The sequence below is a fragment of the Bacillus sp. SW14 genome (genome assembly GCF_047608225.1).
In the GTDB taxonomy this organism is placed as follows: Bacteria; Bacillota; Bacilli; order Bacillales; family Bacillaceae; genus Bacillus; species Bacillus subtilis_G.
This window is the reverse complement of the sequence record NZ_JBLKRW010000001.1, coordinates 183,208-207,996: the sequence shown is the minus strand read 5'-3', so window position 1 is coordinate 207,996 and position 24,789 is coordinate 183,208. Positions and strand designations below refer to the sequence as shown.

The window sequence follows — 24,789 nt, the reverse complement described above, 5'->3', positions numbered from 1 at the left end:
CGCCGGCTATATCAGAAACATCGTTTTCGCCAATTTGATGGATGCGGCAATGTCCCGCGCCGTTCTTTCCATGTATTCTGCGGCATGTTCAAACGCGTCTTCAAGAGGCACGGCGCCTGGAACGATGCTGAAAAGCGCATCAATTCCGTGCTGATAGACGGCATCACTGTCTCGTGAGACTGATCCCGCTATGCCGATGACGGGCACATCGTATGATTTAGCCGCTTTGGCCACGCCGATCGGTGTTTTCCCATAAATCGTTTGGCTGTCAATCCGCCCTTCACCGGTAATCACAAGATCCGCATCCTGAACTTCATCTTCAAAATCAACTGCTGCAAGCACTATATCAACGCCTCTTTTCAAATCAGCATGAAGAAAAGCCAGCAGACTCCACCCAAGACCGCCCGCTGCGCCGGCGCCCTTTATTTCCCTGCAGGCTGTTCCGAGCGCTTTTTCTGCCACATCCGCGAAATGGGTTAGGTTCTGGTCTAGCACTTCCACCATGTCGTCTGTCGCGCCTTTTTGCGGCCCGAAGACAGCCGAAGCTCCTTTTGGCCCGATTAACGGATTGTCCACGTCGCAGGCGACCTCCAGTTTGACATTCTCCAATCTAGAATCAAGCTCGCTGATATCTATTGATGCGAGCTGAGATAACGAGCCTCCTCCGAACCCGATCTCACGGCCTGATTCATCTAGAAGCCTTCCGCCCAATGCTTGAATCATTCCGGCTCCTCCGTCATTCGTTGCGCTTCCGCCGATCCCGATAATCAAATGCTCTGCGCCCGCGTCAAGAGCGGCTGCCATTAATTCTCCCGTCCCCCTTGTTGTCGTGACGAGCGGATTGCGCCTTTCAACAGGCACGAGATGAAGCCCTGAAGCGGCTGCCATTTCAATCACAGCTGTTTTCCCATCTCCCATCATGCCAAAAAACGCTTTCACCGGTTCTCCCAGCGGCCCCGTGACAACCTGTTCTTTGATCCATCCGTTTGTGGCATCAACCAGAGACTGAACGGCGCCCTCACCGCCATCCGCCATCGGCATTTTTCTGTAATCGGCATTCGGAAAAACCGATTTGAAACCTCTTTCTATCGCGTCAGCGGCATCCAAAGCTGATAAGCTTTCCTTAAAAGAATCAGGTGCAATGATGATTTTCATCCAAATCGCCTCTTTCAAAACATGATTCACTTACACGATCTATCTCCAATGTATCATATAGCGTTTGGAAATACATACCATCAGTTATGGTAAAATTTTAATAAAAATTAGAAATGAAAGTGTTTGCATAAATGAAAAAATCGGGTTATCATACTTGTATACAAGTATACTCCTTGAGTGAGGAAGGTGAGTGTATGCTAGACTCCAAAGACCTGTTGTATCCCGCAAAGTGGCTCTCAAAAGCATCAACCGGTGTTCGTGTCGCATACGAGCTGAGGATGCGGATCATTTCAGGCATGATTGAAAGCGGTACCATTCTATCAGAAAATACGATCGCCGCCGAGTTTTCCGTAAGCCGTTCACCGGTTCGCGAAGCGTTAAAAATACTCGCATCCGAAAAAATCATCCGCTTAGAACGAATGGGGGCGGTCGCAATTGGGTTAACTGAGAAGGAAATCACGGAAATTTATGATGTGCGTTTACTATTAGAAACATTTGTCTTTGAACGGCTTGTCAAAATCGACATTGAGCCCTTAGTCAAGGACCTCAGCAAAATACTTGAAATGATGAAAGTCTCCATCAAATACGAGGACGTAGATGAATTTTCATTTCAAGACGTACTGTTTCATGAAACGATTATTCGAGCTATCGATCATTCATACATTCAGATGATCTGGAACAATCTAAAACCCGTTATGGAAAGCTTTATTCTTTTATCAATGCGGGCACGATTAAAAGAAAAACACGAGGATTTCACAAGGATTTTAGATAACCATGAGCTTTATATTCAGGCCATTAAAGCAAAAGACAGGGCACTGATGATTCAGTCTCTTCACCAAAATTTTGATGATGTGCAAGAAAAGGTAGAAGACCTGTGGCTCTCACAACAAATGCTGGCAAAAGGAGCTGAACACAATAATGACTAGTTATATGTTAGGAATCGATATCGGCACGACAAGCACAAAAGCTGTGTTGTTCAGTAAAAACGGAGACGTGGTTCAAAAAGAAAGCATCGGCTACCCGCTCTATACACCGGACATCTCAACGGCTGAACAAGACCCTGTAGCGATTTTTCAGGCCGTCATCCAAACAACCGCGAGAATCACAAAACAGCATCCGCAAAAACAGATTTCATTCATATCATTCAGCAGCGCCATGCACAGCGTCATCGCAATCGATGAAAATGACCAGCCGCTGACGCCATGCATCACGTGGGCCGACAACCGGAGCGAAGGCTGGGCGCATAAGATCAAAGATGAATTGAATGGGCATGAGGTGTACAAGCGGACAGGAACACCGATCCATCCGATGTCGCCGTTAAGCAAAATAGCCTGGATCACGAACGAACAAAAAGAAATCGCTTCCAAAGCAAAAAAATATATCGGCATCAAAGAGTACATTTTCAAACAGCTGTTCAATGAATATGTCATTGATTACTCCTTGGCATCAGCGACAGGCATGATGAACCTGAAAAGCTTGGATTGGGACGAAGAAGCACTGCGCATCGCAGGCATCACGCCGGACCACTTATCAAAACTCGTGCCAACGACTGAAATCTTTCAGCATTGCAGCCCGAAATTAGCGATACAGATGGGAATCGATCCGGAAACACCTTTTGTCATCGGCGCCAGCGACGGCGTGCTGTCCAATCTCGGCGTCAACGCCGTTAAAAAGGGCGAAATTGCCGTCACCATCGGGACAAGCGGTGCTATCCGGACAATTATTGATCAGCCGCAAACTGATGAAAAGGGCCGGATTTTCTGCTACGCCTTAACGGACAAGCACTGGGTCATCGGCGGACCGGTAAACAATGGGGGCATCGTGCTTCGCTGGATCAGAGACGAATTTGCCTCTTCCGAAATCGAGACAGCGACACGGCTGGGGATTGATCCATATGACGTGCTGACGAAGATCGCCCAACGCGTCAGACCCGGTTCCGACGGTTTGCTGTTCCACCCGTATCTCGCCGGAGAACGCGCTCCGCTGTGGAATCCGGATGTACGCGGCTCATTTTTCGGCCTGACCATGTCGCATAAGAAAGAGCATATGATACGGGCTGCATTAGAGGGTGTGATTTACAACCTGTACACGGTGTTCCTGGCGTTAACCGAATGCATGGATAGCCCGGTAACCCGCATCCAGGCGACAGGGGGATTTGCAAGGTCGGAGGTTTGGCGCCAAATGATGGCGGATATCTTCGAATCACAGGTTGTCGTTCCGGAAAGCTACGAAAGCTCATGTCTCGGCGCCTGCATTTTAGGCCTGTATGCGACAGGAAAAATTGATTCATTCGACGCCGTGTCCGACATGGTCGGCAGCACGCACAGACACACGCCGATCGAAGACTCAGCCAAAGAATATAGAAAATTAATGCCGATTTTCATTAATCTCTCAAGATCATTAGAGAATCAATATACACAAATTGCAGATTATCAGAGAGGCTTAATCACACACAACTAGTACATGACACGAAGGGGAGGGCACTACCATGCCATTAATCATCGTTGCAATTGGGATCTTAGCTTTACTGCTTTTGATTATGGGCTTAAAATTAAACACATTTATTTCCTTGCTGATCGTATCGTTCGGCGTGGCATTGGCACTCGGGATGCCGTTCGATAAAGTTGTCAGCTCTATTGAACAAGGAATAGGGGGAACTCTTGGCCACATCGCACTCATCTTCGGGCTCGGTGCGATGCTGGGCAAGCTGATCGCGGATTCTGGAGGCGCACAGCGCATCGCGATGACGCTCGTCAACAAATTCGGCGAGAAAAACATTCAATGGGCCGTTGTCATTGCCTCATTCATTATTGGCATTGCTTTATTTTTTGAAGTAGGATTGGTTCTATTAATTCCGATTGTATTTGCGATTTCAAGAGAATTGAAGATTTCTATTTTATATCTCGGAATTCCGATGGTCGCGGCGCTGTCCGTCACGCACGGTTTCCTGCCGCCGCACCCGGGGCCTACGGCGATTGCCGGTGAGTACGGCGCAAACATCGGGGAAGTGCTGCTGTACGGCTTTATGGTTGCTGTTCCGACAGTGCTCATCGCAGGGCCTTTGTTTACAAAGATCGCGAAAAAAATCGTGCCTGCATCATTTGCGAAAAGCGGCAATATCGCATCACTCGGCACGCAAAAAACGTTCAAGCTTGAGGAGACACCCGGCTTCGGAATCAGCGTCTTTACTGCAATGCTTCCGATTATCATCATGTCGATCGCTACCATTATCGATCTGCTTCAAGAAACAATCGGATTTGCGGATAACGGTGTTTTAGCTTTTATCCGATTGATTGGAAACGCATCGACTGCTATGATTATTTCGTTATTGGTCGCGGTCTACACAATGGGCATCGCACGCAACATTCCGATCAAAACCGTAATGGACTCTTGTTCAGCAGCCATTTCACAAATCGGCATGATGCTTCTGATCATCGGGGGAGGCGGCGCCTTCAAACAAGTGCTGATCAACGGCGGTGTCGGCGATTACGTGGCGGACTTATTCAAAGGTACAGCATTATCGCCAATCGTCTTGGCATGGCTCATCGCAGCGATCCTGCGCATTTCTCTAGGATCAGCCACTGTTGCCGCGCTAAGCACAACCGGACTTGTCATTCCGTTGCTGGGACAATCTGATGTCAACCTGGCATTAGTCGTGCTTGCAACAGGCGCCGGAAGTGTCATCGCTTCCCACGTCAATGACGCCGGCTTCTGGATGTTCAAGGAGTACTTCGGATTAAGCATGAAAGAAACATTTGCCACATGGACGTTGCTGGAAACGATTATTTCCGTTGCTGGACTTGGATTCATATTATTGTTAAGTTTAGTTGTATGAAATTGATGAAGGAGCTGTAACACATGTTCAATACGATTGGTGTCATAGGCTTAGGCGTAATGGGAAGCAATATCGCCTTAAACATGGCAAATAAAGGTGAAAACGTCGCCGTCTATAATTACACCAGAGATTTAACGGACCAGCTCGTCCAAAAGCTGGATGGACAATCTCTCAGCCCGTACTACGAGCTGCAGGATTTTGTTCAATCGTTAGAGAAACCAAGAAAAATCTTTCTGATGGTCACAGCGGGAAAACCCGTAGATTCCGTCATCCAATCATTAATGCCTTTGATTGAAGAAGGCGACGTCATCATGGACGGGGGCAACTCCCACTATGAAGATACAGAAAGAAGATATGACGAGCTGAAGGAAAAAGGCATCGGCTATCTGGGAGTCGGCATTTCCGGCGGCGAAGTCGGCGCGCTGACAGGGCCTTCCATCATGCCGGGCGGAGATCGCGACGTCTATGACAAAGCCGCTCCTATCCTGACGAAAATCGCAGCTCAAGTTGGAGAAGATCCGTGCTGTGTCTACATCGGCCCAAAAGGCGCAGGGCACTTTACAAAAATGGTGCACAATGGCATTGAATATGCTGACATGCAGCTGATTGCAGAAGCGTATACGTTTCTAAGAGAAACACTGCGCCTGCCGCTCGATGAGATTGCATCTATTTTTGAAACCTGGAACCAAGGTGAGCTGAAAAGCTATTTAATAGAAATTACAGCTGAGATTTTACGCAAAAAAGACGAACAAACAGGACAGCCTCTGATTGATGTCATCCTTGATAAAACCGGCCAAAAAGGCACCGGAAAATGGACGAGCATGCAGGCGATTGATAACGGCATTCCGTCCACAATCATCACAGAGTCCTTGTTCGCCCGCTACTTGTCTTCCTTAAAAGAAGAACGGGTGGCAGCTCAAGACGTGTTAGCAGGTCCGGAAGCTGAAGAAAAACATTTCGATAAAGACACTTGGGTTGAATACGTCAGACAGGCTCTTTACATGGGGAAAGTATGCGCCTACGCACAAGGCTTTGCCCAATACAAAATGTCATCTGAGCTTTACGGCTGGAACCTGCCGCTTAAAGACATCGCTTTGATATTCCGTGGCGGCTGCATCATCCGCGCAGATTTCCTAAACGTGATCAGCGACGCATTCAGCGAGCGGCCTAACCTATCAAACCTGCTGATCGCGCCTTATTTCTCAGATAAGCTCCAAGGCTATCAAACAGGCCTGCGAAAAGTTGTTTGCGAGGGCATCAGCACAGGAATCTCATTCCCATGCTTAACCACCGCGCTCACTTATTACGACGGCTACCGCACAGGACGGTCCAATGCGAACCTCTTGCAGGCGCAGCGCGATTACTTCGGCGCCCATACGTACGAACGGACAGATATGGACGGCGTTTTCCATACCAATTGGCAGTAATCAAAAAACCTCGCTCATTTTGAGCGAGGTTTTTGATTATGCCTCTAATTCTACAAGCTTTTTTGCTTTCTTTTTGTCCCGCTTTTCTTTTTTTGTCATCGTCAATCCAGTGATTCCGTAGAAAAGAGAAACCAATGGCGTGATGAATGCCAAGAAACAGAACGGAAGATAAGCGACTGTCGCAATCCCTAACGCTCCAGCTGTATATAGACCGCCGCCAGTCCATGGAATAAGCGGTGCAGCTTGTGTTCCTGAATCCTCTAACACGCGCGACAGGTTTTCAGGTTTTAAGTTTAAGCGTTCATAAATCGGTCTCATCAATGTACCGCCCATAACCGTTGAGAAGTATACAGATCCGCCGATTGCAAGTGTAAGATAACTCACAATGATAGTCACAAAAACAGCCGTCCCTGTATGCTTAATTTTATGGGCAAAAGAAGCAATCAGCGCTTCTAATACTTGTGACTCCGCAAGCATCCCGCCTAAACCAAGCGCAAATAAGAACAAGGCAATTAAGCTCAACATACTGGAAAGTCCGCCTCGTTGAAGCAAGCTATCAACCATGTCAATGCCTGATTCAACTGTATACCCCCCATAGAACGTATTCATGACATCTTGAAAACTCAAGCCTTGATAGAACATCGCGATAACGCCGCCAACAGCCGCCCCAATGAAAATGGAAGGAATCGCTGGTTTCTTTAACATTAACAGCGCAATGAGAACAACAATCGGAATCATTGGTACAAGTCCGAGATGGAACGTTTCGTTCAAATAAGATGTCAGTTGATTGACACTTTCTGAATTTACAGATGCGGAATTGTATCGCAAACCAACAATCGTATAAATGATCGCTGCAATGATATATGCAGGAATTGTCGTCCAAAGCATGTGTTTAATATGGCTGAAGATTTCTCCGCCGGAAACAGTAGGGGCTAAGTTCGTCGTATCCGATAGCGGAGACATTTTATCTCCGAAATACGCTCCGCTGACAATAGCGCCGGCAGTCAGCCCTGCCGGTATCCCCATCGTGGCTCCAACACCCATCATTGCAACCCCGGCAGTTCCGACTGTTCCCCATGACGTACCTGTTGCGACAGATACTAATGAACAAAAAACTAAAGTTGTGACTAAAAAGAATTGTGGTGAAATCGCGTGTATACCGTAATAAATTAATGTAGGTACTGTCCCTGACGCGATCCATGCGCCGATTAAAATCCCGACGGTTAGCAGTATCAGCCCAGGCTGCAGTGCCCTGCTCATCGATTTCATCATCGATTTTTCTACTTGTTTATAGGTAAACCCCAATCCCATCATAAACGGGATCAATACAAGCATGCTGATAAACATCAGAATTTGAATCGGTGCATCCAATACAAGAATTCCAATTGATATCACACTAACCGCTGCAATCAGCATCGATAGTGCATACATAAACGAAGGCCTTTTTATCTTATCGGTTTCCAACAAACCACTCCTTTGAATAAGTTGATCTTACATCTAAATCTGGAATACATATTGACTGGCACTTTCATAAGATCAAGTGAATTTTTAAAACGGGGACTCATTTTGATTGAATGGAGAATACTTTATACGCCGGGCGAATGATTAGGTCCATTCACCCATAAATAAATGATGGGGTATAACGTTTTACCACATGGGAAATGGTATGTGAACATCTTACTACAAAACAAAATGTTCAGTAAAATTGTATATCCTCTGATATTTCATCATTATCTCAGTTGATCCGGTCTGAAAGTCATTATCCTGCTATATCTATAAAAATGCTCCGTTATCGTGCCAAATCGTTCAGAAAACAGGATCGTACGTTCGCAATCGGCTTTTTATTCCGGCCATTTTCCTAAAAAGCGCCAACGAAATGATAAAAATCAGCAAAAACCCATCTTTTACAGAAGTACTGTATTATTATATTATCGAAATAATCAACAAGCCGAAATATCGTCCGGTTTTCCGACCTCCATGTTTCACCGCACGATCCATTTCAGTAATTGGCATTTTCTTCTTTTCGCCATACCCCTTATCTTTTTAGTCTAAACCTTTTAACTGGCCTATTTATTGAGAAAACGCAGCATTCACATTGATAATGAGAATCAAGTCAGCAATCGGGCAAGTAGTTTTAGCATCTGCTTCAAAAAAGAAAAACACCCGTATGTGACTTTAATTGTGATATTTTGAGCTGTAGGAATCCATACTATATAATAGAAAGTTGAAACCTCTCCCGAGAAGCTTCATGTTTTTTATCCGAATCTCTCCTTTTCACTTGACAAGAGAAAAGGTATTATATAATAATTTATACAGAATTATAATTATTATAGATAGCGGGAGCATGGCTTCACATCATCTATAATGTCCATTTATCACTATTAGGAGGAAGATATTATGTCTTTAATTGGAAAAGAAGTACAACCATTCGAAGCGAAAGCATTCAAAAACGGTGAATTCATCGATGTAACAAACGAGTCTCTGAAAGGCCAATGGAGCGTATTCTGCTTCTACCCAGCAGATTTCTCTTTCGTATGTCCAACTGAGCTTGAAGATCTTCAAAACCAATACGCTGCACTTAAAGAATTAGGTGTTGAAGTATACTCTATCTCTACAGATACTCACTTCGTACACAAAGGCTGGCATGACAGCTCTGAAAAAATCGGCAAAATCACTTACGCAATGATCGGTGATCCTTCTCAAACGATCTCTCGCAATTTTGACGTATTAGATGAAGAATCTGGTCTAGCTGACCGCGGAACATTCATCATCGATCCAGACGGCGTTATCCAAACTGTTGAAATCAATGCAGGCGGTATCGGCCGTGATGCAAGCAACCTGATCAGCAAAGTAAAAGCAGCACAATACGTTCGTCAAAATCCAGGTGAAGTTTGCCCGGCTAAATGGGAAGAAGGCGGCGAAACTCTTACACCTAGCCTTGACCTAGTAGGTAAAATCTAAGGAGTGCATTCCATTGGTACTTGATGCAAATATCAAAGCACAATTAAATCAATACATGCAGCTTATTGAGAATGACATTGTTCTCAAAGTGAGCGCAGGTGAAGATGACATTTCTAAGGACATGCTGGCTCTCGTTGATGAGCTGGCTTCCATGTCATCTAAAATCACAGTTGAAAAAGCTGAATTAAACAGAACGCCGAGCTTCAGTGTCAATCGTGTTGGAGAAGATACTGGCGTTACATTCGCCGGTATCCCTCTGGGCCACGAATTTACATCATTGGTTTTGGCGCTGCTCCAAGTAAGCGGCAGACCGCCTAAGGTAGACCAAAAAGTCATTGATCAGGTGAAGAAGATCAGCGGTGAATACCACTTTGAATCTTATATCAGCCTGACATGCCACAACTGTCCTGACGTTGTACAAGCCTTAAACATGATGAGTGTGCTCAATCCGAACATTACGCACACGATGATCGACGGTGCAGCATACAAAGCAGAAGTAGAAAGCAAAAACATCATGGCAGTGCCGACCGTTTACCTGAATGGCGAATCCTTCGGAAGCGGCCGTATGACGCTTGAAGAGATTCTTGCGAAAATGGGCAGCGGCGCAGACGCATCCGAGTTTGCTGACAAAGAGCCGTTTGACGTTCTTGTTGTCGGAGGCGGACCAGCTGGGGCAAGTGCAGCAATCTACACTGCCCGTAAAGGCATCCGCACTGGTGTTGTGGCTGAGCGCTTCGGCGGACAGGTTCTCGACACAATGAGCATCGAAAACTTCATCAGCGTCAAAGCGACGGAAGGACCGAAGCTTGCGGCAAGCCTTGAAGAGCACGTGAAGGAATATGATATTGATGTCATGAACCTTCAGCGCGCAAAACGCCTTGAAAAGAAAGACCTGTTCGAACTTGAACTCGAAAACGGCGCTGTCCTGAAAAGTAAAACAGTCATCCTCTCAACAGGTGCCCGCTGGCGCAATGTCAACGTACCTGGTGAACAAGAGTTCAAAAACAAAGGTGTCGCATACTGCCCGCACTGTGATGGGCCATTGTTTGAAGGCAAAGACATAGCGGTCATTGGCGGAGGAAACTCTGGAATCGAGGCTGCTATCGATCTTGCAGGCATCGTCAAGCACGTCACTGTGCTTGAATTCGCGCCAGAACTGAAAGCAGACGAAGTCCTGCAAAAACGCCTCTACAGCCTGCCTAACGTCACTGTCGTGAAAAACGCACAAACGAAAGAAATCACAGGCGATCAAAGCGTAAACGGCATCACATACGTTGACCGTGAAACAGGCGAAGAAAAACACGTTGAACTCCAAGGTGTATTCGTGCAAATCGGTCTCGTGCCAAACACAGATTGGTTAGATGAAACGGTTGAACGCAACCGCATCGGCGAAATCATCGTCGACAAGCACGGCGCGACAAGCGTTCCAGGCTTATTCGCTGCCGGCGACTGCACAGACAGCGCGTTTAATCAAATCATTATTTCGATGGGATCAGGTGCAACTGCCGCTCTCGGCGCGTTTGATTACCTTATCCGCAACTAATACAACAAAGCCGCAATATTGCCAGATTGGCAGCATTGCGGCTTCTTTTTTAGTAGTCTTTTTATAATAGCTAAACATAAATAAAAAGACTTTACATATATATTGCTTTAAGTTATTCTTAAAGCAATATATATGTTTCTTTAATAGGCAAAAGATACTTTTAACAGGGATAATGGTTTGCTCTCTACAAACCATTATCTATCCTGTTCTAAAAACTACTTGAATAGTTTTTCAAGACCATAAATTGTGCCGCCAGCTGCAGCGCCACCTCCGATTACTTTTAAAGCTCCTTTTACAATAGCACCCATTTTCTCACCTTCTTTCTAGATCCGATTATAAATCATCCGAAAATTTTCTTAAGCCCAGCGTATGTAGCTCCTCCGGATACTCCACCAACAAATGCTTTCCCTAAAAATTTTGCAACCGCTCCCATATTTCCACCTCTTTTCCATAATTGATAAAGTTTACTTTCCAACAATTCTGCTGCCAGCTTCCCAACCTAGCCAGTTAGCAGCTCCTGCACCAATAATTTTTAAGCCACCTCTTACAATAGCACCCATTTTCTCACCTTCTTTCTAAATCATTTGAATTATTAGGATAAACAATGTTAATATTATCCGCATGAAGAGATTAATATAATTTCAAGAAATAGTCAATACTTTTGTCCTAAAAATTTGAAAGGAGTTATTGAAAATGAAAAAGGAAAAATCTTTTATGGATTCAACTATTTTCTTTATAATCGTTTGTATTTTAGGTGGCTTACTTTTTCTTCTAACAAAATGAGATTGTATTTATGAGTAGTTATTTAAATCTTTCCTCCCCCATATAAGTGTATAGGGGAGGATTTTTTTACACTAAAATCCTGAATTACCTATTTCTCTTAGAATATATGGTTTGACTCACTGGTAAATATAAGTATAATTAATCATGATTAATTAATTATATTCCCAAAAGGAGTCAATTTCGTGGAAAACAAAAGTAGTTTAAGTACTCTTTGGAAAAAAACATCCCCTCCAAAAACACCTTTAGTTATAGGTATATTTTTAAGTCTTATTAATACAGCTTGTTCTTTAATTATTCCGTTAATAATTAAAGAACAGATCGAAGTGTTAACTAGTGGATTTTCTGTTAGTTTATTGACCATAATAATCATTTTATTCTTACTAGAGTTAACTTCAATGTCTATTTCCCTTTATCTTTTAGCTTTTGTAGGACAAAAAATTGTTGCAAGACTTAGAGAGAAAATTTGGGGTAAATTATTAAGACTTGATGTTGAGTTTTACAATAGTAATCAAACAGGGGAAATAATAAGCCGTGTAACTAATGATACTTCTGTAACAATGAATCTTCTATCAACAGATATTGCAGATTTATTTTCTGGAATATTATCAATAATCGGATCATTAGTTATTCTATTTATATTAGATATTCCTATGACCTTAGCTTTACTTTCTCTAATCCCTTTAATACTTTTTATAGTATTACCTATTGCAAAAAAGATTTATAAAGTTTCATACGAACAACAAGAAAAAACTTCGAAGTTTTCAGGTTTCTTGTCTAATGTTCTTAGTAATATTCGACTAGTAAAAGCTTATAATGCGGAAACAATTGAAATTGATTATGGAAAAAAGCATATTGATTCCTTATACAAGAATGGTCTCAAAAGAGCTAAAATCGAAGCAATTCTAATTCCATTGTTGACTAGTATTATTACACTGATGATAGTTGGCGTTGTTGGATTAGGTTCATATCGTGTTAATTCAGGATATTTAACTTCTGGTGAGTTAATGGCCTTTATTCTTTATTTGTTTCAAATAGTTGCTCCTGTAGGAACCTTTAGTCGATTTATTACAAATGTACAGTCAGCTTCTGGAGCTACTCAAAGAATATTTGACATTCTAGAAAAAAAGGAAGAGAACACACAAATAAAAGCAACACCTATACAATCAAAACCGGAAATGGGCATCTTAAAATTTGATAATATTAGCTTTAAATATAATGAAAAGCCGGTATTAAAGAACATATCTATTGAAATAATGCCTAATACTACAACAGCAATTGTAGGAGCTAGCGGGGTCGGAAAATCCACCTTATTCTACCTATTAGAGAGATTTTATGCTCCTGATCAAGGTGATATAGTTTTGAATGGAGTTTCGTATACTGCTATTGATTTGAATCAATGGAGAGGACTGTTTAGTTACGTATCTCAAGATTCAGATATAGTTTCTGGAACAATTCGCGAAAATATTTTGTATGGGAATTCCAATATTCTAGCCGAGAAGGATATCATAGATGCCTGTATTTTAGCTAATTGTCATGATTTTATTATGGAGCTTCCAGATGGATATGATACTCAAGTTGGTGAAAGAGGCGCTAACCTTTCTGGAGGACAAAAACAAAGAATCACAATTGCAAGAGCTTTGCTAAGAAACTCTCCATTCTTGTTATTAGATGAAGCAACAGCAAATTTAGATTCGGAATCGGAAAATGCTATTAGAAATTCATTAAATACCCTTTTAACAGGAAGAACTACGATTATAATTGCTCATCGGATCTCTACAATACAAAATGCAGATCAAATAGTAGTACTAAATAAAGGCGAAATTTGCGGAATTGGAACTCACAAAGAACTCATGCAAAAGAATGAAACATATATAAATTTAGTGAGACATTCTAAGTCTAATGAGATTAAAAAGGTAATGAGTTGAGTGAGATTCTAAATTTTATTTACATTGTTAAGTAGAGGTGTAAGTCAAGTTGTGTAACACTAACCTCAAAAGGGCAAGATTAGAACAAGGGTTAACACAAAAAGAATTAGCGGCAATTGTGAACGTCACTCGTCAAACTATAGGCCTTATAGAGTTAGGAAAATATAACCCTACGTTAAAGCTTTGTACTGATATTTGCTTAGCTCTAGGTAAGACCCTAAATGATTTGTTTTGGAAAGTTCAATGAATTGAACGTTTAAATTATTATGAACTGTTATTTTTAAAATACTTTTATCCATTAGCAAAATATAGAGGAGATCACTCTCATTCATCTAATATCCTCTATATTTTCATCTTGGAAAAATTTCTTACACAATAGCATTCCATATTATTATTTCAATGGGATCAGGTGCAACTGCCGCTCTCGGCGCGTTTGATTACCTTATCCGCAATTAATATAAGAAAGCCGCAATATTGCCAGATTGGCAGCATTGCGGCTTCTTTTTTATTCCAAATATATTGCATGTTTTATACGTTTGTAATATAGTTGTAATGTTAGTGAAATATCATTTACCGCTCAGCATATTTGCTGTTTTTAAAGCGAAACGCACTGATTTTCTATTTAAAGTGCCCTGATACTTTTTGACCTTGTTCTTTAGGTCTTTAATGGTTTTTTCCTTTTTGGCATTTTCTAATGCCATAAGCGCTTCCCAGCGTTTCGCTGTTTCTGTGGAGCTGCAGCCGCTAACTGTAGTCACAGGCGTAAGAAGCTTCGTGTTAGATAGTTTTTCGTCAAAAGGAACGGTATCAGGAATCGCTTTCTCTTTATAAATATGATCCAATTCATTTTGATTCAGAAAACTGATGAAATGGTCAAAGTTTTGCGCTTGCTGTTTCTCAGGCTGTTGAAAATCAACTGTTTCAATTAATTCTGACAGTTTTGTTTGCTCCGTAATCTCATTTGCCATGATATGTGTTAACTGGTGGTACTCAGCTAATTCCCGCATTCTGGCGTCTTTCGGAAGCAGAAGGCTCGGTGTTCCAGCAATCGTCGCCGCGATATTCCCATGCAGCCTTGCGCCAAAGCTCAAATCAGCTTGTATCAGAAAATCCAGCCAAGTCGGCACATTTAAAAAGAACCGGACTCTATCATTCTGATAAGCCGGGTCTTCCATGCTTACCGGATAATTATTGGCAGGCTTCGCTATCGCAGGCGCCCCGGCATACGTCAGAATCATCTCTTTTCGCCATTGGGGGATAAAGTAATGATTCGGGAACTCTTTCATGCTTCTCGTAATGAAGTCCAGCACATGCTTAGGAGACAGCCTTGATGAGTTAACCGTCACCATTGATTCAGGTGTGATAGTGGTGTCTCTAATCTTCAGCTCTCTTCCAAACGCATACATAGAAGGACAGCCAATTACCGTATGGTCAATGCCTTCACGAAATCCTAATCTGGAAAGGTATTTCGCTGTAATCTCACCGCGGACACCGATCATATTTGATCTCTCCAGCACGGCACTCACAAACGCCTTTACATCCTCGTCAAAAGGAAAACCTTCATTTAACTTTGGTTCAAACGGAGCCCGCAAACCAACCCCAATCACAACAACCGGAATGGTTAGTTTCTTAATTAATTGGGTATATTTCCGTAAAGAAGGTACAAAATCCTCGCGGAAGGCATCTGCCAGCGGAATAATATACATATCATATTTTTCATTGATTTGCTCCGCATCCGCCGCATTAATCCGATAATAATCAGGAGTGATCGTCGTTCCTTCTGTCATCAGCGTACGAAACACACTGTAGGCATATACTAAGTTTCCTACGTTGCCGCCAATGGAGTTGCGAACAATCATTTCAGCTGCATCAAATGTATCAAATGGTGATATGCCAGCTCTTATTAAAATGTTTTTCAATGTGATGTTGCCCCTTCCTATCCAAATTTTAATTAGGAGATTTGCTAAGGGAACTCTATCATGTTCTTATAACCAAGCCAGACACCCGCTTTCATCCCTTTTTACTCACAAACTCTCTCCCTTTCTTCCGTTCTAATAGTCAATTATACAAAAAAGGATCTTACAGGTGAAATCATAACATAACGTTCAGCGCTGGTAATCTATTCCCATCACTGGATGTTCGTTCACATCACACAAAAAAACCGAACCAGGCACTTCAGTAAAAGTGCTCGATTCGGGCCAGCTGCTTATAAATCCTCGCCATTCGTTTGAATGACGTTTTTATACCACTCAAACGAATCTTTCTTATACCGTTTCATGGATCCGTTTCCTTCATTGTCACGATCAACATAGATCATGCCATAGCGTTTTTTCATTTCGCCTGTTGTGAAGGAGACGATATCAATAATGCCCCACGGCGTGTAGCCAATCAAATCTACACCGTCATAAGTGACCGCTTTTTCCAATGCTTCAATATGTGATTTCAAATATTGGATTCGTTCCGGATCATGAATCTTGCCGTCTTCCTCCACCGTATCTACCGCGCCAAAGCCGTTTTCCACGATGAATAGCGGGATTTGATACCTGTCATAAAATCGGTTTAACGTATATCTCAGCCCGGTTGGATCAATCGCCCAGCCCCAGTCACTAGAGGTGATATACGGATTTTCGACACCATTCGGCAATCCGCCGTTGACGATATCGCCCGTATTATCATTTTCCACACCGCTTTTCACAGTGGTCGACATGTAATAGCTGAAGCCTAAGTAATCGACGGTTCCCTTTCGTAAAACCTCATCATCGCCGTCTTCGAAAGTGATGTCATAGCCTTCTCGTTCAAATTCCTTTAACGCGTAGCTTGGATAGTACCCGCGAACCTGCACATCCGGGAAGAAATACCGCTGCCTCATTTCTTCCTCAGCCAGCATCACATCTTCAGGATTGGATGAGAAAGGATAGATCGGCACGTGTGACACCATGGCACCAATCTGGAAGTCTGGATTGATGTCTTTTCCTTTTGCCACCGCTAATGCGCTCGCCACTAATTCATGGTGCGCCGTTTGATACATGACTTCCTTGGCATTTTCGTTTTCGCCGACCGTAACACCTGAATTCGTCCATAGGAACAGCGGGTTATTCACATCCATTTGGTTGTTGATCTCGTTAAAGGTCATCCAGTACTTCACTTTATCTTTGTAACGACTGAAGCAGGCCTCTGCGAAATTGACGAAGAAGTCCACGACTTTCCGATTTCTGAAGCCGCCATATTCTCTTGCCAGATGCAGCGGCATTTCAAAATGGGACAGGGTAATGACCGGCTCGATCCCATGCTTCAGCAATTCATCAAACACATCATCATAGAACTGCAAGCCCGCTTCGTTCGGTTCAGCCTCATCACCTTTCGGGAAAATCCGGCTCCAGCCAATGGACGTCCGCAAGCATTTTAAGCCCATTTCCGCAAACAAAGCGATATCTTCCTTGTATCTGTGATAGAAATCAATGGCTTCATGGTTCGGATAAAATTCGTTCTCTTCAATGGTGTCCGTGATTTTTCTCGGCACGCCGTGCGCACCCGCAGTCATCACATCAACGACACTCGGCCCTTTACCGCCTTGATTCCATCCGCCTTCAAATTGGTGGGCAGCCAATGCGCCGCCCCATAAAAAATCCTTCGGCATGTGTCCCATGTTTTATTCCTCCTCAGCTTACGACTGTAAATAATTTTTGGTCTAACGTACTTTCTTCAATATCTTCGATGAGAATTTCCTGATACGCATGTGAATTCGTGATGATGACTGGGGTAATCGTTGTTAACCCTTTCTCTTCAATGAAAGCTTTATCAAATTCAACAAGCACTTCGCCTTTTTTGACTGTATCGCCCTCTCCCACCTTCAAGGAAAAAGGAGTTCCGTCTAATGTCACTGTATCCAGTCCGATATGCACCAGCAACTCGACGCCAGACGCCGAACGAAGGCCGATCGCATGCTTTGTAGGCGCAACCATGACAACGGTGCCGTCAAACGGAGCATAAAGCTTATTTTCGGATGGCTCAATCGCCAACCCTTGTCCCATTGCGCCTGAACTGAATACCTCATCAGGCACCTTAGAAAGCGGGATGACCTTGCCGCTAAACGGTGCATATACTGTTTCTTCATTTTCCTGTGCCGTTTGAACATTTTCCTTTTCCGCCTGTTTAGCTGTATCTTCACCATAGCCAAAGATTTGAATCAGCACAACAGGGAGAATAATCGCGATCGCCGCTCCGATCAAAATGCCCCAAATGGACGTCGGGAATTGTTCATTGATGCCATTCACAATCGTCAGCGGTCCCGGAAGCCCCGCATACGCAAAGTAATACGGATTGAAAAAGCTTGCCACAACTGCCCCAACCGCACCAGATATACAGCCAAAAATAAACGGTTTCTTAAATCTCAAGGTCACACCGTAAATCGCCGGCTCTGTAATGCCAAACAGACCTGTGACCCCAGCTGAAACGCTGACTTTTCTCGTTTCCTTGTTTCTCGCTTTAAGGATGACCCCAAGCACCGCCCCAACCTGCGCAATGACCGCAATCGTTTGATACGCCTGGAATGAATCCCGTCCGTATAAATCATAGTTCGCCAATACCATCGGCGTGATGCCCCAATGTACCCCAAAGATGACGATGACCTGCCAGAAGGCGCCGATGATCGCTCCAGCCAAAGCCGGCACGCTTTCCGCCAAGAAGTTGTAACCGTTTGCAATTCCGTTTGCGCCTAATGTTGTCATAGGGCCAATGAGGACAATCGTTAACGGCACCATCACCACCATGCACAGAAACGGAACAAATAACGGCCTGACCACTTCGTTCATTCTCTTATTCAAAAATCGCTCGAGATAAGACAATATCCACACTAAAAATAATGGCGGCAGTACGGAGGATGTGTATGTCGTTTCCGATAAAGCAATCCCTAAGAAAGAAATACTCTTTCCGTCTGCGATTTGAACGGCCATCTCCGCCCATGTCGGACTGACTAACGCGGCACAGCACGCTACAGCGATATACATGTTGGCCTTAAAATGCTTTGATGCCGTAATCGCGATAAAAATAGGCAAAAACGTAAACGGCGCCCAAGATATGAAACTGAAAACCTGATATGCTCCTGTTTTCTCAAAGCCATCAAACAATAAATTAATGATAATTAATGCCCCTTGCAAAATACCAGCAGCGGCCAGAATGTATACAAACGGCGCAAACACCGCTGACATCGTCGCAATAATCCGGTTCAGAACCGTCCCTTTATTCTCGCTCTGTTCCTCAGACAAATCAATTTTGACCAGTTTTGAAAATTCCTCGTACACTTCCCCGACGTGCTGTCCAATGACAACTTGAAATTGGCCGCTGTTCTCTACAACCGTAATGACACCGGGCATCGACTTCACGATATCCTTCGCTTTAGGGTTAGACCGCTTCAGCACCAACCGAAGCCTCGTCGCGCAGCGAGAAGCTCCAATGACATTCTCTTCCCCGCCTACGGCCTCCAAAATGTCTTTTGCTAGTCTGCTATAATCTCTCACTTTCCCCGACATTTTCACCCACCCCTTCGTTTTGGTTACGCTTTCATTATAATTGTACCGGTATAATTTATCAATACCCAAACAAAATATTTATACATTAACTATAATTGTAAGCGGTTTATGCTATAATTTTGACAAGTGAAACTAAACGAAAAAATGAGGAATGCGTATGTTAAAGTACCAGCAAATTGCAGAAGAAATTGAAAGATATATAGAAGAACACCAGCTTCAGCAGGGAGACAAACTGCCAGTGCTAGAAACCCTCATGGCAAAGTTTGAAGTCAGCAAAAGCACAATCACAAAATCCTTAGATCTATTAGAACAAAAAGGCGCGATTTTTCAGCTCAGAGGAAGCGGCATCTTCGTCAGAAAACATAAACGAAAAGGCTACATCAGCCTCCTGTCGAATCAAGGATTTAAAAAAGACCTTGAGGATTTCAATATCACCTCAAAAGTCATTGAACTAGACGTGAGAAAGCCGACACAAGAAGCGGCGGACAACCTCAACATCGGACTTGAGGAGGACGTATACTTTGTCAAAAGAGTCCGCTACATCAACGGCCAAACCCTGTGCTACGAAGAATCCTATTACAACAAATCCATCGTCACATATTTGAACAACGAAATTGTCTCCCACTCGATCTTCCATTACATCCGGGAAGGACTGGGATTAAAAATTGGTTTTTCTGACTTGTTTCTGCACGTGGGACAGCTTAATGAGGAAGAAGCGGAATATTTAGGGTTGAAGGCTGGACTGCCGAAGCTGTATATAGAGAGTATTTTTCACCTGACGAATGGCGTTCCGTTTGATTTCTCGAAGATTTCTTATAATTATGAGCAGTCGCAGTTTGTAGTGCAGGCGAATAGTTTTTTGTTGTAGGGCTGCTTTGCTATGGAAGGTGGTCGACATGTACAAAATCATCATTCCTGCCATACTAGCCATCTTCGTGCTCTGGATACTCTTACAGATTTCACTGGAGATGAGCATCTTTAAGATTCCAATGAATTACTTTATTGTATTCATTATCTTTTTCCTCTTTATGAAGATGATGAAAGAAAAACAATAATAGATTGGGTGATGCAAGCAGGAGCCCCCCTCCTTAACAAAATCAACAGGCCACATGGATTTATCTCAGAGTTTAACGACAATATAGATGCACACAAAAAGCTACTTCACTGAGAGAAGTAGCTTCCTTTATCATATGCCCATTTTGATCCATCTTGTTTTAGAAAAGCGAAGTATAATCGCATTGATGATCATGATTGAAACTAAATATAAAATAATATATAAAATGTCATTATTCCCAAGTGTCATGTTATCAGATTGTAATACTCTTTCTATTCGGGGATACATCGTGTTACCTGCCTCAAATGGAGCAATAAAACCAAACACTTTATTGCTTACAGCTACTAAAATAACAGAAGTCATCCAATAAACGATACTTACACCTATGCTAATTAATATATTTGGACATAGCATGCTTATCGTTCCAATGATGAAAATATACTGTAATATAACTGCGGAAAATAAAAACAGTAATAATGTAAAATGCGAAAAATCACCGTACATCAACGATATAATGAGCAGGCCTAGCGCGATAAACGCAAAACATTCCAAAAACAAAACAGCTATCTTTTTATAAAAGAAGGTATAGATGTTGTCCCCTATTAATTTGTAAAAGAGAATATTTTTGTTTGAATACTCTCTATTAATAAAAAAAGCTATAACAAATGAAAATAACATCAAACCAAACTGAGTCGCAACGGTATAGGAGCTAAAGAAAAACATCTCAGGTGTAACATGGCTGACTTTGTCGATTCCAACAAGTAAAAAATATCCCAGTAAAAATAAAAATACAAACATAGATCCTAAAATAATAAAAACTTTGTTGCTAATACTCTTTTTAAACTCTAATTTCATCTTAAGCCCCCACTGTTTAATTACTCATTTATATACACTTCAATTAATTGTTCCACTGAATGATATTGTTGAATTTCCTGGTGATTAAATATGTAATAATCCCCTTCTATCGCCTTTAAATCAGACAAATCATGTGTAATATTAATGATAATCTTCTCTAGGTTCTCCTGAATATACTTGTTTAAGAAGCCATGAATCTCTATAACCGTTTTTTTGTCTAATGAATTCGTTATTTCGTCTAAAACAATAATATTTTTATCCTCTAGTAAGAAGCTAAGCAGTTTTAATTTTTGCTTTTGGCCATCACTCAAATTCTTAATAAGAACTTTACCGTCGATATTATCAAGATTAAGTAAATGTGCAATCTTATTTATCTTTTCGGAATCAAACTTTTCGCTCAAAAAGTGTAATAAAAAATCCTTAGAAACATCATGAGGTATATTCGACGAGCTAGATATTAAAGATACATTTTGACGAATATCTCTGCCGATTCGTTTGCTATTATTCAACAAAAAGTCTTTAGCAAGCTGTGATTTGCCTACCCCATTTTTTCCAACTACATGGTTGATTTTCCCACTCGAAAAATGTAAGTCAGTGTCCTGAAGTAACGTTTTGCCTTTCACTTTTAAAGTATAATTCGCTATGTTCATATGTATACTCCCTACCCTAAAAAATATTGATATCATCATTAGGTCTTTCTGCTCTTAAATTCGGTATTCATGTTTGGATAAGCGATAAAAATCTAGCGTAAAGAGCGGTTCGGAATCTTTTTCTTCATTTTACAATATATAGTACTAAAAGTTCAACGAAAGACTATTCCCATTAACTAACCAAATCTGCAAAACCTTCTAACTCTAGCTTCCTTACGCTTTCACTCCTGTTTTTCGCTTTTCTTGATCCACGCTTACCTCATGTGTCTCTTCCCTTTCATTTTCATTGTCTCTAAAAGGCGTTATGCGGTACTATCATATAAAGGTCCAATGATGAAAAACAATGTCACACTTTTAAATTCAACTGATCATGCAAAAGCTTATAAATAGGGATAGCTTTATTCTATAAAGGGGATGGACGATTTTGGAAAGCAAATACTTAGATTTACTCGCGCAAAAATACGATTGCGAAGAAAAAGTGGTAACGGAAATCATTAATTTGAAAGCGATTCTGAACCTGCCAAAAGGCACCGAGCATTTTGTCAGTGATTTGCACGGGGAATATCAGGCATTCCAGCACGTGCTGCGTAATGGTTCAGGACGAGTCAAAGAGAAGATACGCGACATCATCAGCGGTGTCATTTACGATAGAGAAATTGATGAATTAGCGGCATTGGTCTATTATCCGGAAGACAAACTGAAGTTAATCAAACATGACTTTGATGCGAAAGAAGCATTAAACGAGTGGTATAAAGAAACGATTAACCGAATGATTAAGCTCGTTTCTTATTGCTCCTCCAAGTATACCCGCTCCAAACTGCGCAAAGCCCTGCCTGCCCAGTTTGCTTATATTACGGAGGAGCTGCTGTACAAAACAGAAGAAGCTGCCAACAAAGAGCGATATTACTCTGAAATCATAGATCAGATTATTGAACTTGGCCAGGCTGATAAGCTGATCACCGGCCTTGCTTACAGCGTTCAGCGATTGGTGGTCGACCATCTGCATGTTGTCGGCGATATTTACGACCGCGGACCGCAGCCGGACAGGATTATGGAAGAACTGATCAACTATCATTCTGTCGATATTCAGTGGGGAAATCACGATGTGCTTTGGATAGGCGCCTACGCCGGTTCCAAAGTATGCCTGGCCAATATTATCCGTATCTGTGCCCGCTATGACAACTTGGATATTATTGAAGACGTGTACGGCATCAACCTGAGACCGCTGCTGAATCTGGCGGAAAAATATTATGACGATAATCCAGCGTTCCGTCCAAAAGCAGACGAAAACAGGCCAGAGGCTGAGATAAAGCAAATTACAAAAATCCATCAAGCGATTGCGATGATCCAATTCAAGCTTGAGAGCCCGATCATCAAGAGACGGCCGAACTTTAATATGGAGGAACGGCTATTATTAGAGAAAATAGATTATGACAAAAACGAAATCACGCTAAACGGAAAAACATATCAACTGGAAAACACCTGCTTTGCGACGATTAATCCGGAACAGCCTGATGAGCTATTAGAGGAAGAAGCCGAAGTGCTGGACAAGCTGCTATTCTCTGTCCAGCATTCCGAAAAGCTGGGCCGCCATATGAAATTTATGATGAAAAAAGGCAGCCTTTATTTAAAATATAACGGCAACCTGTTAATTCACGGCTGTATTCCTGTCGATGAAAACGGCAATATGGAAACAATGATGATTGAGGACAAAGCCTATGCAGGCCGCGAGCTGCTCGATGTATTTGAACGATTCTTACGGGAAGCGTTTGCCCATCCGGACAAAACCGATGACCTAGCCACAGATATGGTCTGGTATTTATGGACAGGCGAATCCTCCTCTCTCTTCGGAAAACGCGCCATGACGACATTTGAGCGCTATTTCATTAAAGAGAAGGAAACGCATAAAGAGAAGAAAAACCCGTATTACTATTTACGTGAAGACGAGGCAACCTGCCGAAACATCCTGGCAGAATTCGGCCTCAATCCAGATCATGGCCATATCATCAACGGCCATACACCCGTAAAAGAAATCGAAGGAGAAGACCCAATCAAAGCAAACGGAAAAATGATCGTCATCGACGGCGGCTTCTCCAAAGCCTACCAATCCACAACAGGCATCGCCGGCTACACGCTGCTATACAACTCCTACGGCATGCAACTCGTCGCCCATAAACACTTCAACTCCAAGGCAGAAGTCCTAAGCACCGGAACCGACGTCTTAACGGTGAAACGATTAGTGGACAAAGAGCTCGAGCGGAAGAAAGTAAAGGAAACGAATGTGGGTGAGGAATTGCTACAGGAAGTTGCGATATTGGAGAGTTTGCGGGAGTATCGGTATATGAAGTGAGGGATGTTTAGGGTTCAGAGATGGCATTCTCTGGGCTCTTTTTTATGGTTATTCACGATCTATTTTCACACTGCAAATTGCTAACAAGTCTGGTTATCTGTATTTTCAAATACGTAAATACCAATACAAAAATATAGGTTGTGTTGCACGAAAATCAAAGTATGAAACCCAGTACAGACGCTATATTTGAAGGGCAGAGCATATTTATCCATTCGCTTGGTGCATATTCGAGCCAACATCTACCTTTTTCTTCTAGTTTTAGACCTTCGATAGATAAAAACAATATCATTAAGTAGAAAATCTTAATTAATTAAGTCATAAATATTTAAGGTTTCTTCAAGAAATGATAATAAATGTTTCATCTCTTCGTTATTATAATCTCAGCAAACTATAGTGTTCCTGGAGTGAAAATTTAATTTAGTTACAAAAGTGAATATATCCAAACCTCAAGCTATATCGGAAACGGATGACAACAATTTTTAACAGCCATCACCCGCTCCGAATAATAAAATATATTACAATCAGATATTTTTTCTTTGTTTATAATAGGTACAACGTAATGTCAGCAACTGCTCTTCAGATGCCAATCAGGCATTATCCGTAACCATTATCTATTCCGAATATTTCAAATGATATAGTAAATTCGATATCTCTTGTTTTCTAGTTCCAATAATTAGAAAGTAGTTAATCCGGTTCTATATCTGGATTTTAAATATCATTAAA

At 42.2% G+C, this 24,789-nt stretch carries 21 protein-coding genes and 1 pseudogene; 12 read left to right on the top strand and 10 right to left on the bottom strand.

Going from position 1 to position 24,789, the window contains the following annotated elements; translation table 11 throughout:
• Positions 1 to 6 precede the first annotated feature (6 nt).
• The gene (locus tag ACMX2I_RS01145; RefSeq protein WP_414955909.1) at positions 7 to 1,155 is read right to left on the bottom strand and encodes a glycerate kinase; all 1,149 of its coding nucleotides are present in this window, start codon (positions 1,153 to 1,155) and stop codon (positions 7 to 9) included.
• A 194-nt stretch (positions 1,156 to 1,349) separates the two neighbouring features.
• Here ACMX2I_RS01145 and gntR point away from each other — a divergent pair, with 194 nt between their 5' ends.
• The 4 genes from gntR to gnd are packed head-to-tail and all read left to right on the top strand — an operon-like array spanning position 1,350 to position 6,417.
• Complete coding sequence (gntR, locus tag ACMX2I_RS01140; protein WP_087991823.1) at positions 1,350 to 2,081, top strand: gluconate operon transcriptional repressor GntR; 732 nt, start codon at positions 1,350 to 1,352, stop codon at positions 2,079 to 2,081.
• Complete coding sequence (gntK, locus tag ACMX2I_RS01135; protein WP_414955908.1) at positions 2,074 to 3,615, top strand: gluconokinase; 1,542 nt, start codon at positions 2,074 to 2,076, stop codon at positions 3,613 to 3,615. The genes gntR and gntK overlap by 8 nt, the downstream gene beginning before the upstream one ends.
• 28 nt (positions 3,616 to 3,643) lie before the next feature.
• Positions 3,644 to 4,990 (top strand): gluconate permease GntP, encoded by a 1,347-nt coding sequence (gntP, locus tag ACMX2I_RS01130; RefSeq protein ID WP_087991821.1) that lies wholly within the window; start codon positions 3,644 to 3,646, stop codon positions 4,988 to 4,990.
• 23 nt (positions 4,991 to 5,013) lie between these two features.
• Positions 5,014 to 6,417 carry a decarboxylating NADP(+)-dependent phosphogluconate dehydrogenase gene (gene gnd, locus ACMX2I_RS01125; protein WP_414955907.1) on the top strand — a complete coding sequence of 468 codons (1,404 nt, stop codon included), beginning with the start codon at positions 5,014 to 5,016 and terminating at the stop codon, positions 6,415 to 6,417.
• A 36-nt stretch (positions 6,418 to 6,453) separates the two neighbouring features.
• Here the strand turns inward: gnd and nhaC are convergent, their stop codons facing one another.
• Positions 6,454 to 7,881, bottom strand: coding sequence for a Na+/H+ antiporter NhaC (gene nhaC / locus ACMX2I_RS01120; RefSeq protein ID WP_414955906.1), 1,428 nt, complete (start codon positions 7,879 to 7,881; stop codon positions 6,454 to 6,456).
• Positions 7,882 to 8,814: 933 nt separating this feature from the next.
• Between nhaC and ahpC the strand changes: the two genes are divergently transcribed.
• On the top strand, positions 8,815 to 9,378 hold the full coding sequence (ahpC, locus tag ACMX2I_RS01115; RefSeq protein ID WP_024123485.1) for an alkyl hydroperoxide reductase subunit C: 564 nt from the start codon (positions 8,815 to 8,817) through the stop codon (positions 9,376 to 9,378).
• 13 nt (positions 9,379 to 9,391) lie between these two features.
• Positions 9,392 to 10,921, top strand: a complete 1,530-nt coding sequence (gene ahpF, locus ACMX2I_RS01110; protein WP_414955905.1) for an alkyl hydroperoxide reductase subunit F — start codon at positions 9,392 to 9,394, stop codon at positions 10,919 to 10,921.
• 215 nt (positions 10,922 to 11,136) lie between these two features.
• On the opposite strand, the gene ACMX2I_RS01105 is transcribed toward ahpF, so the two are convergent.
• The 3 genes from ACMX2I_RS01105 to ACMX2I_RS01095 are packed head-to-tail and all read right to left on the bottom strand — an operon-like array spanning position 11,137 to position 11,481.
• A complete protein-coding gene (locus ACMX2I_RS01105) occupies positions 11,137 to 11,229 on the bottom strand; it encodes a GatB family leaderless bacteriocin (protein WP_414955904.1) in 93 nt (30 codons plus the stop codon).
• A gap of 32 nt (positions 11,230 to 11,261) precedes the next feature.
• Complete coding sequence (locus tag ACMX2I_RS01100) at positions 11,262 to 11,354, bottom strand: GatB family leaderless bacteriocin (protein ID WP_414958277.1); 93 nt, start codon at positions 11,352 to 11,354, stop codon at positions 11,262 to 11,264.
• Positions 11,355 to 11,385: 31 nt separating this feature from the next.
• Positions 11,386 to 11,481, bottom strand: coding sequence for a GatA family leaderless bacteriocin (locus ACMX2I_RS01095; RefSeq protein WP_414955903.1), 96 nt, complete (start codon positions 11,479 to 11,481; stop codon positions 11,386 to 11,388).
• A 405-nt stretch (positions 11,482 to 11,886) separates the two neighbouring features.
• Between ACMX2I_RS01095 and ACMX2I_RS01090 the strand changes: the two genes are divergently transcribed.
• The 3 genes and pseudogenes from ACMX2I_RS01090 to ACMX2I_RS01080 all read left to right on the top strand — a co-directional run.
• Positions 11,887 to 13,629, top strand: a complete 1,743-nt coding sequence (locus tag ACMX2I_RS01090) for an ABC transporter ATP-binding protein (protein WP_414955902.1) — start codon at positions 11,887 to 11,889, stop codon at positions 13,627 to 13,629.
• A 49-nt stretch (positions 13,630 to 13,678) separates the two neighbouring features.
• Positions 13,679 to 13,876 carry a helix-turn-helix transcriptional regulator gene (locus tag ACMX2I_RS01085; RefSeq protein ID WP_061187042.1) on the top strand — a complete coding sequence of 66 codons (198 nt, stop codon included), beginning with the start codon at positions 13,679 to 13,681 and terminating at the stop codon, positions 13,874 to 13,876.
• A 137-nt stretch (positions 13,877 to 14,013) separates the two neighbouring features.
• A pseudogene (locus tag ACMX2I_RS01080) lies at positions 14,014 to 14,085 on the top strand (hypothetical protein); the annotation flags it as partial.
• Between the two features lie 110 nt (positions 14,086 to 14,195).
• Here ACMX2I_RS01080 and ACMX2I_RS01075 read toward each other — a convergent pair.
• The 3 genes from ACMX2I_RS01075 to ACMX2I_RS01065 all read right to left on the bottom strand — a co-directional run bounded on the left by ACMX2I_RS01075 (position 14,196) and on the right by ACMX2I_RS01065 (position 19,157).
• On the bottom strand, positions 14,196 to 15,548 hold the full coding sequence (locus ACMX2I_RS01075; protein ID WP_414955901.1) for a polysaccharide pyruvyl transferase family protein: 1,353 nt from the start codon (positions 15,546 to 15,548) through the stop codon (positions 14,196 to 14,198).
• A 287-nt stretch (positions 15,549 to 15,835) separates the two neighbouring features.
• Positions 15,836 to 17,275 (bottom strand): 6-phospho-beta-glucosidase BglA, encoded by a 1,440-nt coding sequence (gene bglA / locus ACMX2I_RS01070; protein WP_414955900.1) that lies wholly within the window; start codon positions 17,273 to 17,275, stop codon positions 15,836 to 15,838.
• Between the two features lie 13 nt (positions 17,276 to 17,288).
• A complete protein-coding gene (locus tag ACMX2I_RS01065) occupies positions 17,289 to 19,157 on the bottom strand; it encodes a beta-glucoside-specific PTS transporter subunit IIABC (RefSeq protein WP_414955899.1) in 1,869 nt (622 codons plus the stop codon).
• 157 nt (positions 19,158 to 19,314) lie between these two features.
• Here ACMX2I_RS01065 and ACMX2I_RS01060 point away from each other — a divergent pair, with 157 nt between their 5' ends.
• Both ACMX2I_RS01060 and ACMX2I_RS01055 read left to right on the top strand, forming a co-directional pair.
• Positions 19,315 to 20,025 carry a GntR family transcriptional regulator gene (locus ACMX2I_RS01060; RefSeq protein ID WP_414955898.1) on the top strand — a complete coding sequence of 237 codons (711 nt, stop codon included), beginning with the start codon at positions 19,315 to 19,317 and terminating at the stop codon, positions 20,023 to 20,025.
• Between the two features lie 28 nt (positions 20,026 to 20,053).
• On the top strand, positions 20,054 to 20,212 hold the full coding sequence (locus ACMX2I_RS01055; protein WP_414955897.1) for a hypothetical protein: 159 nt from the start codon (positions 20,054 to 20,056) through the stop codon (positions 20,210 to 20,212).
• Between the two features lie 131 nt (positions 20,213 to 20,343).
• Here the strand turns inward: ACMX2I_RS01055 and ACMX2I_RS01050 are convergent, their stop codons facing one another.
• Together ACMX2I_RS01050 and ACMX2I_RS01045 are read right to left on the bottom strand one after the other, a co-directional pair.
• Complete coding sequence (locus ACMX2I_RS01050) at positions 20,344 to 21,066, bottom strand: peptide ABC transporter permease (RefSeq protein ID WP_253268726.1); 723 nt, start codon at positions 21,064 to 21,066, stop codon at positions 20,344 to 20,346.
• Positions 21,067 to 21,086: 20 nt separating this feature from the next.
• Positions 21,087 to 21,716: an ATP-binding cassette domain-containing protein gene (locus ACMX2I_RS01045; protein WP_414955896.1), complete on the bottom strand. Its 630-nt coding sequence runs from the start codon at positions 21,714 to 21,716 to the stop codon at positions 21,087 to 21,089.
• A gap of 424 nt (positions 21,717 to 22,140) precedes the next feature.
• Here ACMX2I_RS01045 and fbp point away from each other — a divergent pair, with 424 nt between their 5' ends.
• Complete coding sequence (fbp, locus tag ACMX2I_RS01040) at positions 22,141 to 24,066, top strand: fructose-1,6-bisphosphatase (RefSeq protein ID WP_414955895.1); 1,926 nt, start codon at positions 22,141 to 22,143, stop codon at positions 24,064 to 24,066.
• The last annotated feature ends 723 nt before the right edge of the window (positions 24,067 to 24,789 follow it).

Excerpts from the sequence above, each read along its gene's own strand:
- ACMX2I_RS01145 (WP_414955909.1), bottom strand. The coding sequence starts at position 1,155 with ATGAAAATCATCATTGCACCTGATTCTTTTAAGGAAAGCTTATCAGCT.
- gntR (WP_087991823.1), top strand. The coding sequence starts at position 1,350 with ATGCTAGACTCCAAAGACCTGTTGTATCCCGCAAAGTGGCTCTCAAAA.
- gntK (WP_414955908.1), top strand. The coding sequence starts at position 2,074 with ATGACTAGTTATATGTTAGGAATCGATATCGGCACGACAAGCACAAAA.
- gntP (WP_087991821.1), top strand. The coding sequence starts at position 3,644 with ATGCCATTAATCATCGTTGCAATTGGGATCTTAGCTTTACTGCTTTTG.
- gnd (WP_414955907.1), top strand. The coding sequence starts at position 5,014 with ATGTTCAATACGATTGGTGTCATAGGCTTAGGCGTAATGGGAAGCAAT.
- ahpC (WP_024123485.1), top strand. The coding sequence starts at position 8,815 with ATGTCTTTAATTGGAAAAGAAGTACAACCATTCGAAGCGAAAGCATTC.
- ACMX2I_RS01105 (WP_414955904.1), bottom strand. The coding sequence starts at position 11,229 with ATGGGTGCTATTGTAAAAGGAGCTTTAAAAGTAATCGGAGGTGGCGCT.
- ACMX2I_RS01100 (WP_414958277.1), bottom strand. The coding sequence starts at position 11,354 with ATGGGAGCGGTTGCAAAATTTTTAGGGAAAGCATTTGTTGGTGGAGTA.
- ACMX2I_RS01095 (WP_414955903.1), bottom strand. The coding sequence starts at position 11,481 with ATGGGTGCTATTGTAAGAGGTGGCTTAAAAATTATTGGTGCAGGAGCT.
- bglA (WP_414955900.1), bottom strand. The coding sequence starts at position 17,275 with ATGGGACACATGCCGAAGGATTTTTTATGGGGCGGCGCATTGGCTGCC.
- ACMX2I_RS01065 (WP_414955899.1), bottom strand. The coding sequence starts at position 19,157 with ATGTCGGGGAAAGTGAGAGATTATAGCAGACTAGCAAAAGACATTTTG.
- ACMX2I_RS01060 (WP_414955898.1), top strand. The coding sequence starts at position 19,315 with ATGTTAAAGTACCAGCAAATTGCAGAAGAAATTGAAAGATATATAGAA.
- ACMX2I_RS01055 (WP_414955897.1), top strand. The coding sequence starts at position 20,054 with ATGTACAAAATCATCATTCCTGCCATACTAGCCATCTTCGTGCTCTGG.
- ACMX2I_RS01050 (WP_253268726.1), bottom strand. The coding sequence starts at position 21,066 with ATGAAATTAGAGTTTAAAAAGAGTATTAGCAACAAAGTTTTTATTATT.
- ACMX2I_RS01045 (WP_414955896.1), bottom strand. The coding sequence starts at position 21,716 with ATGAACATAGCGAATTATACTTTAAAAGTGAAAGGCAAAACGTTACTT.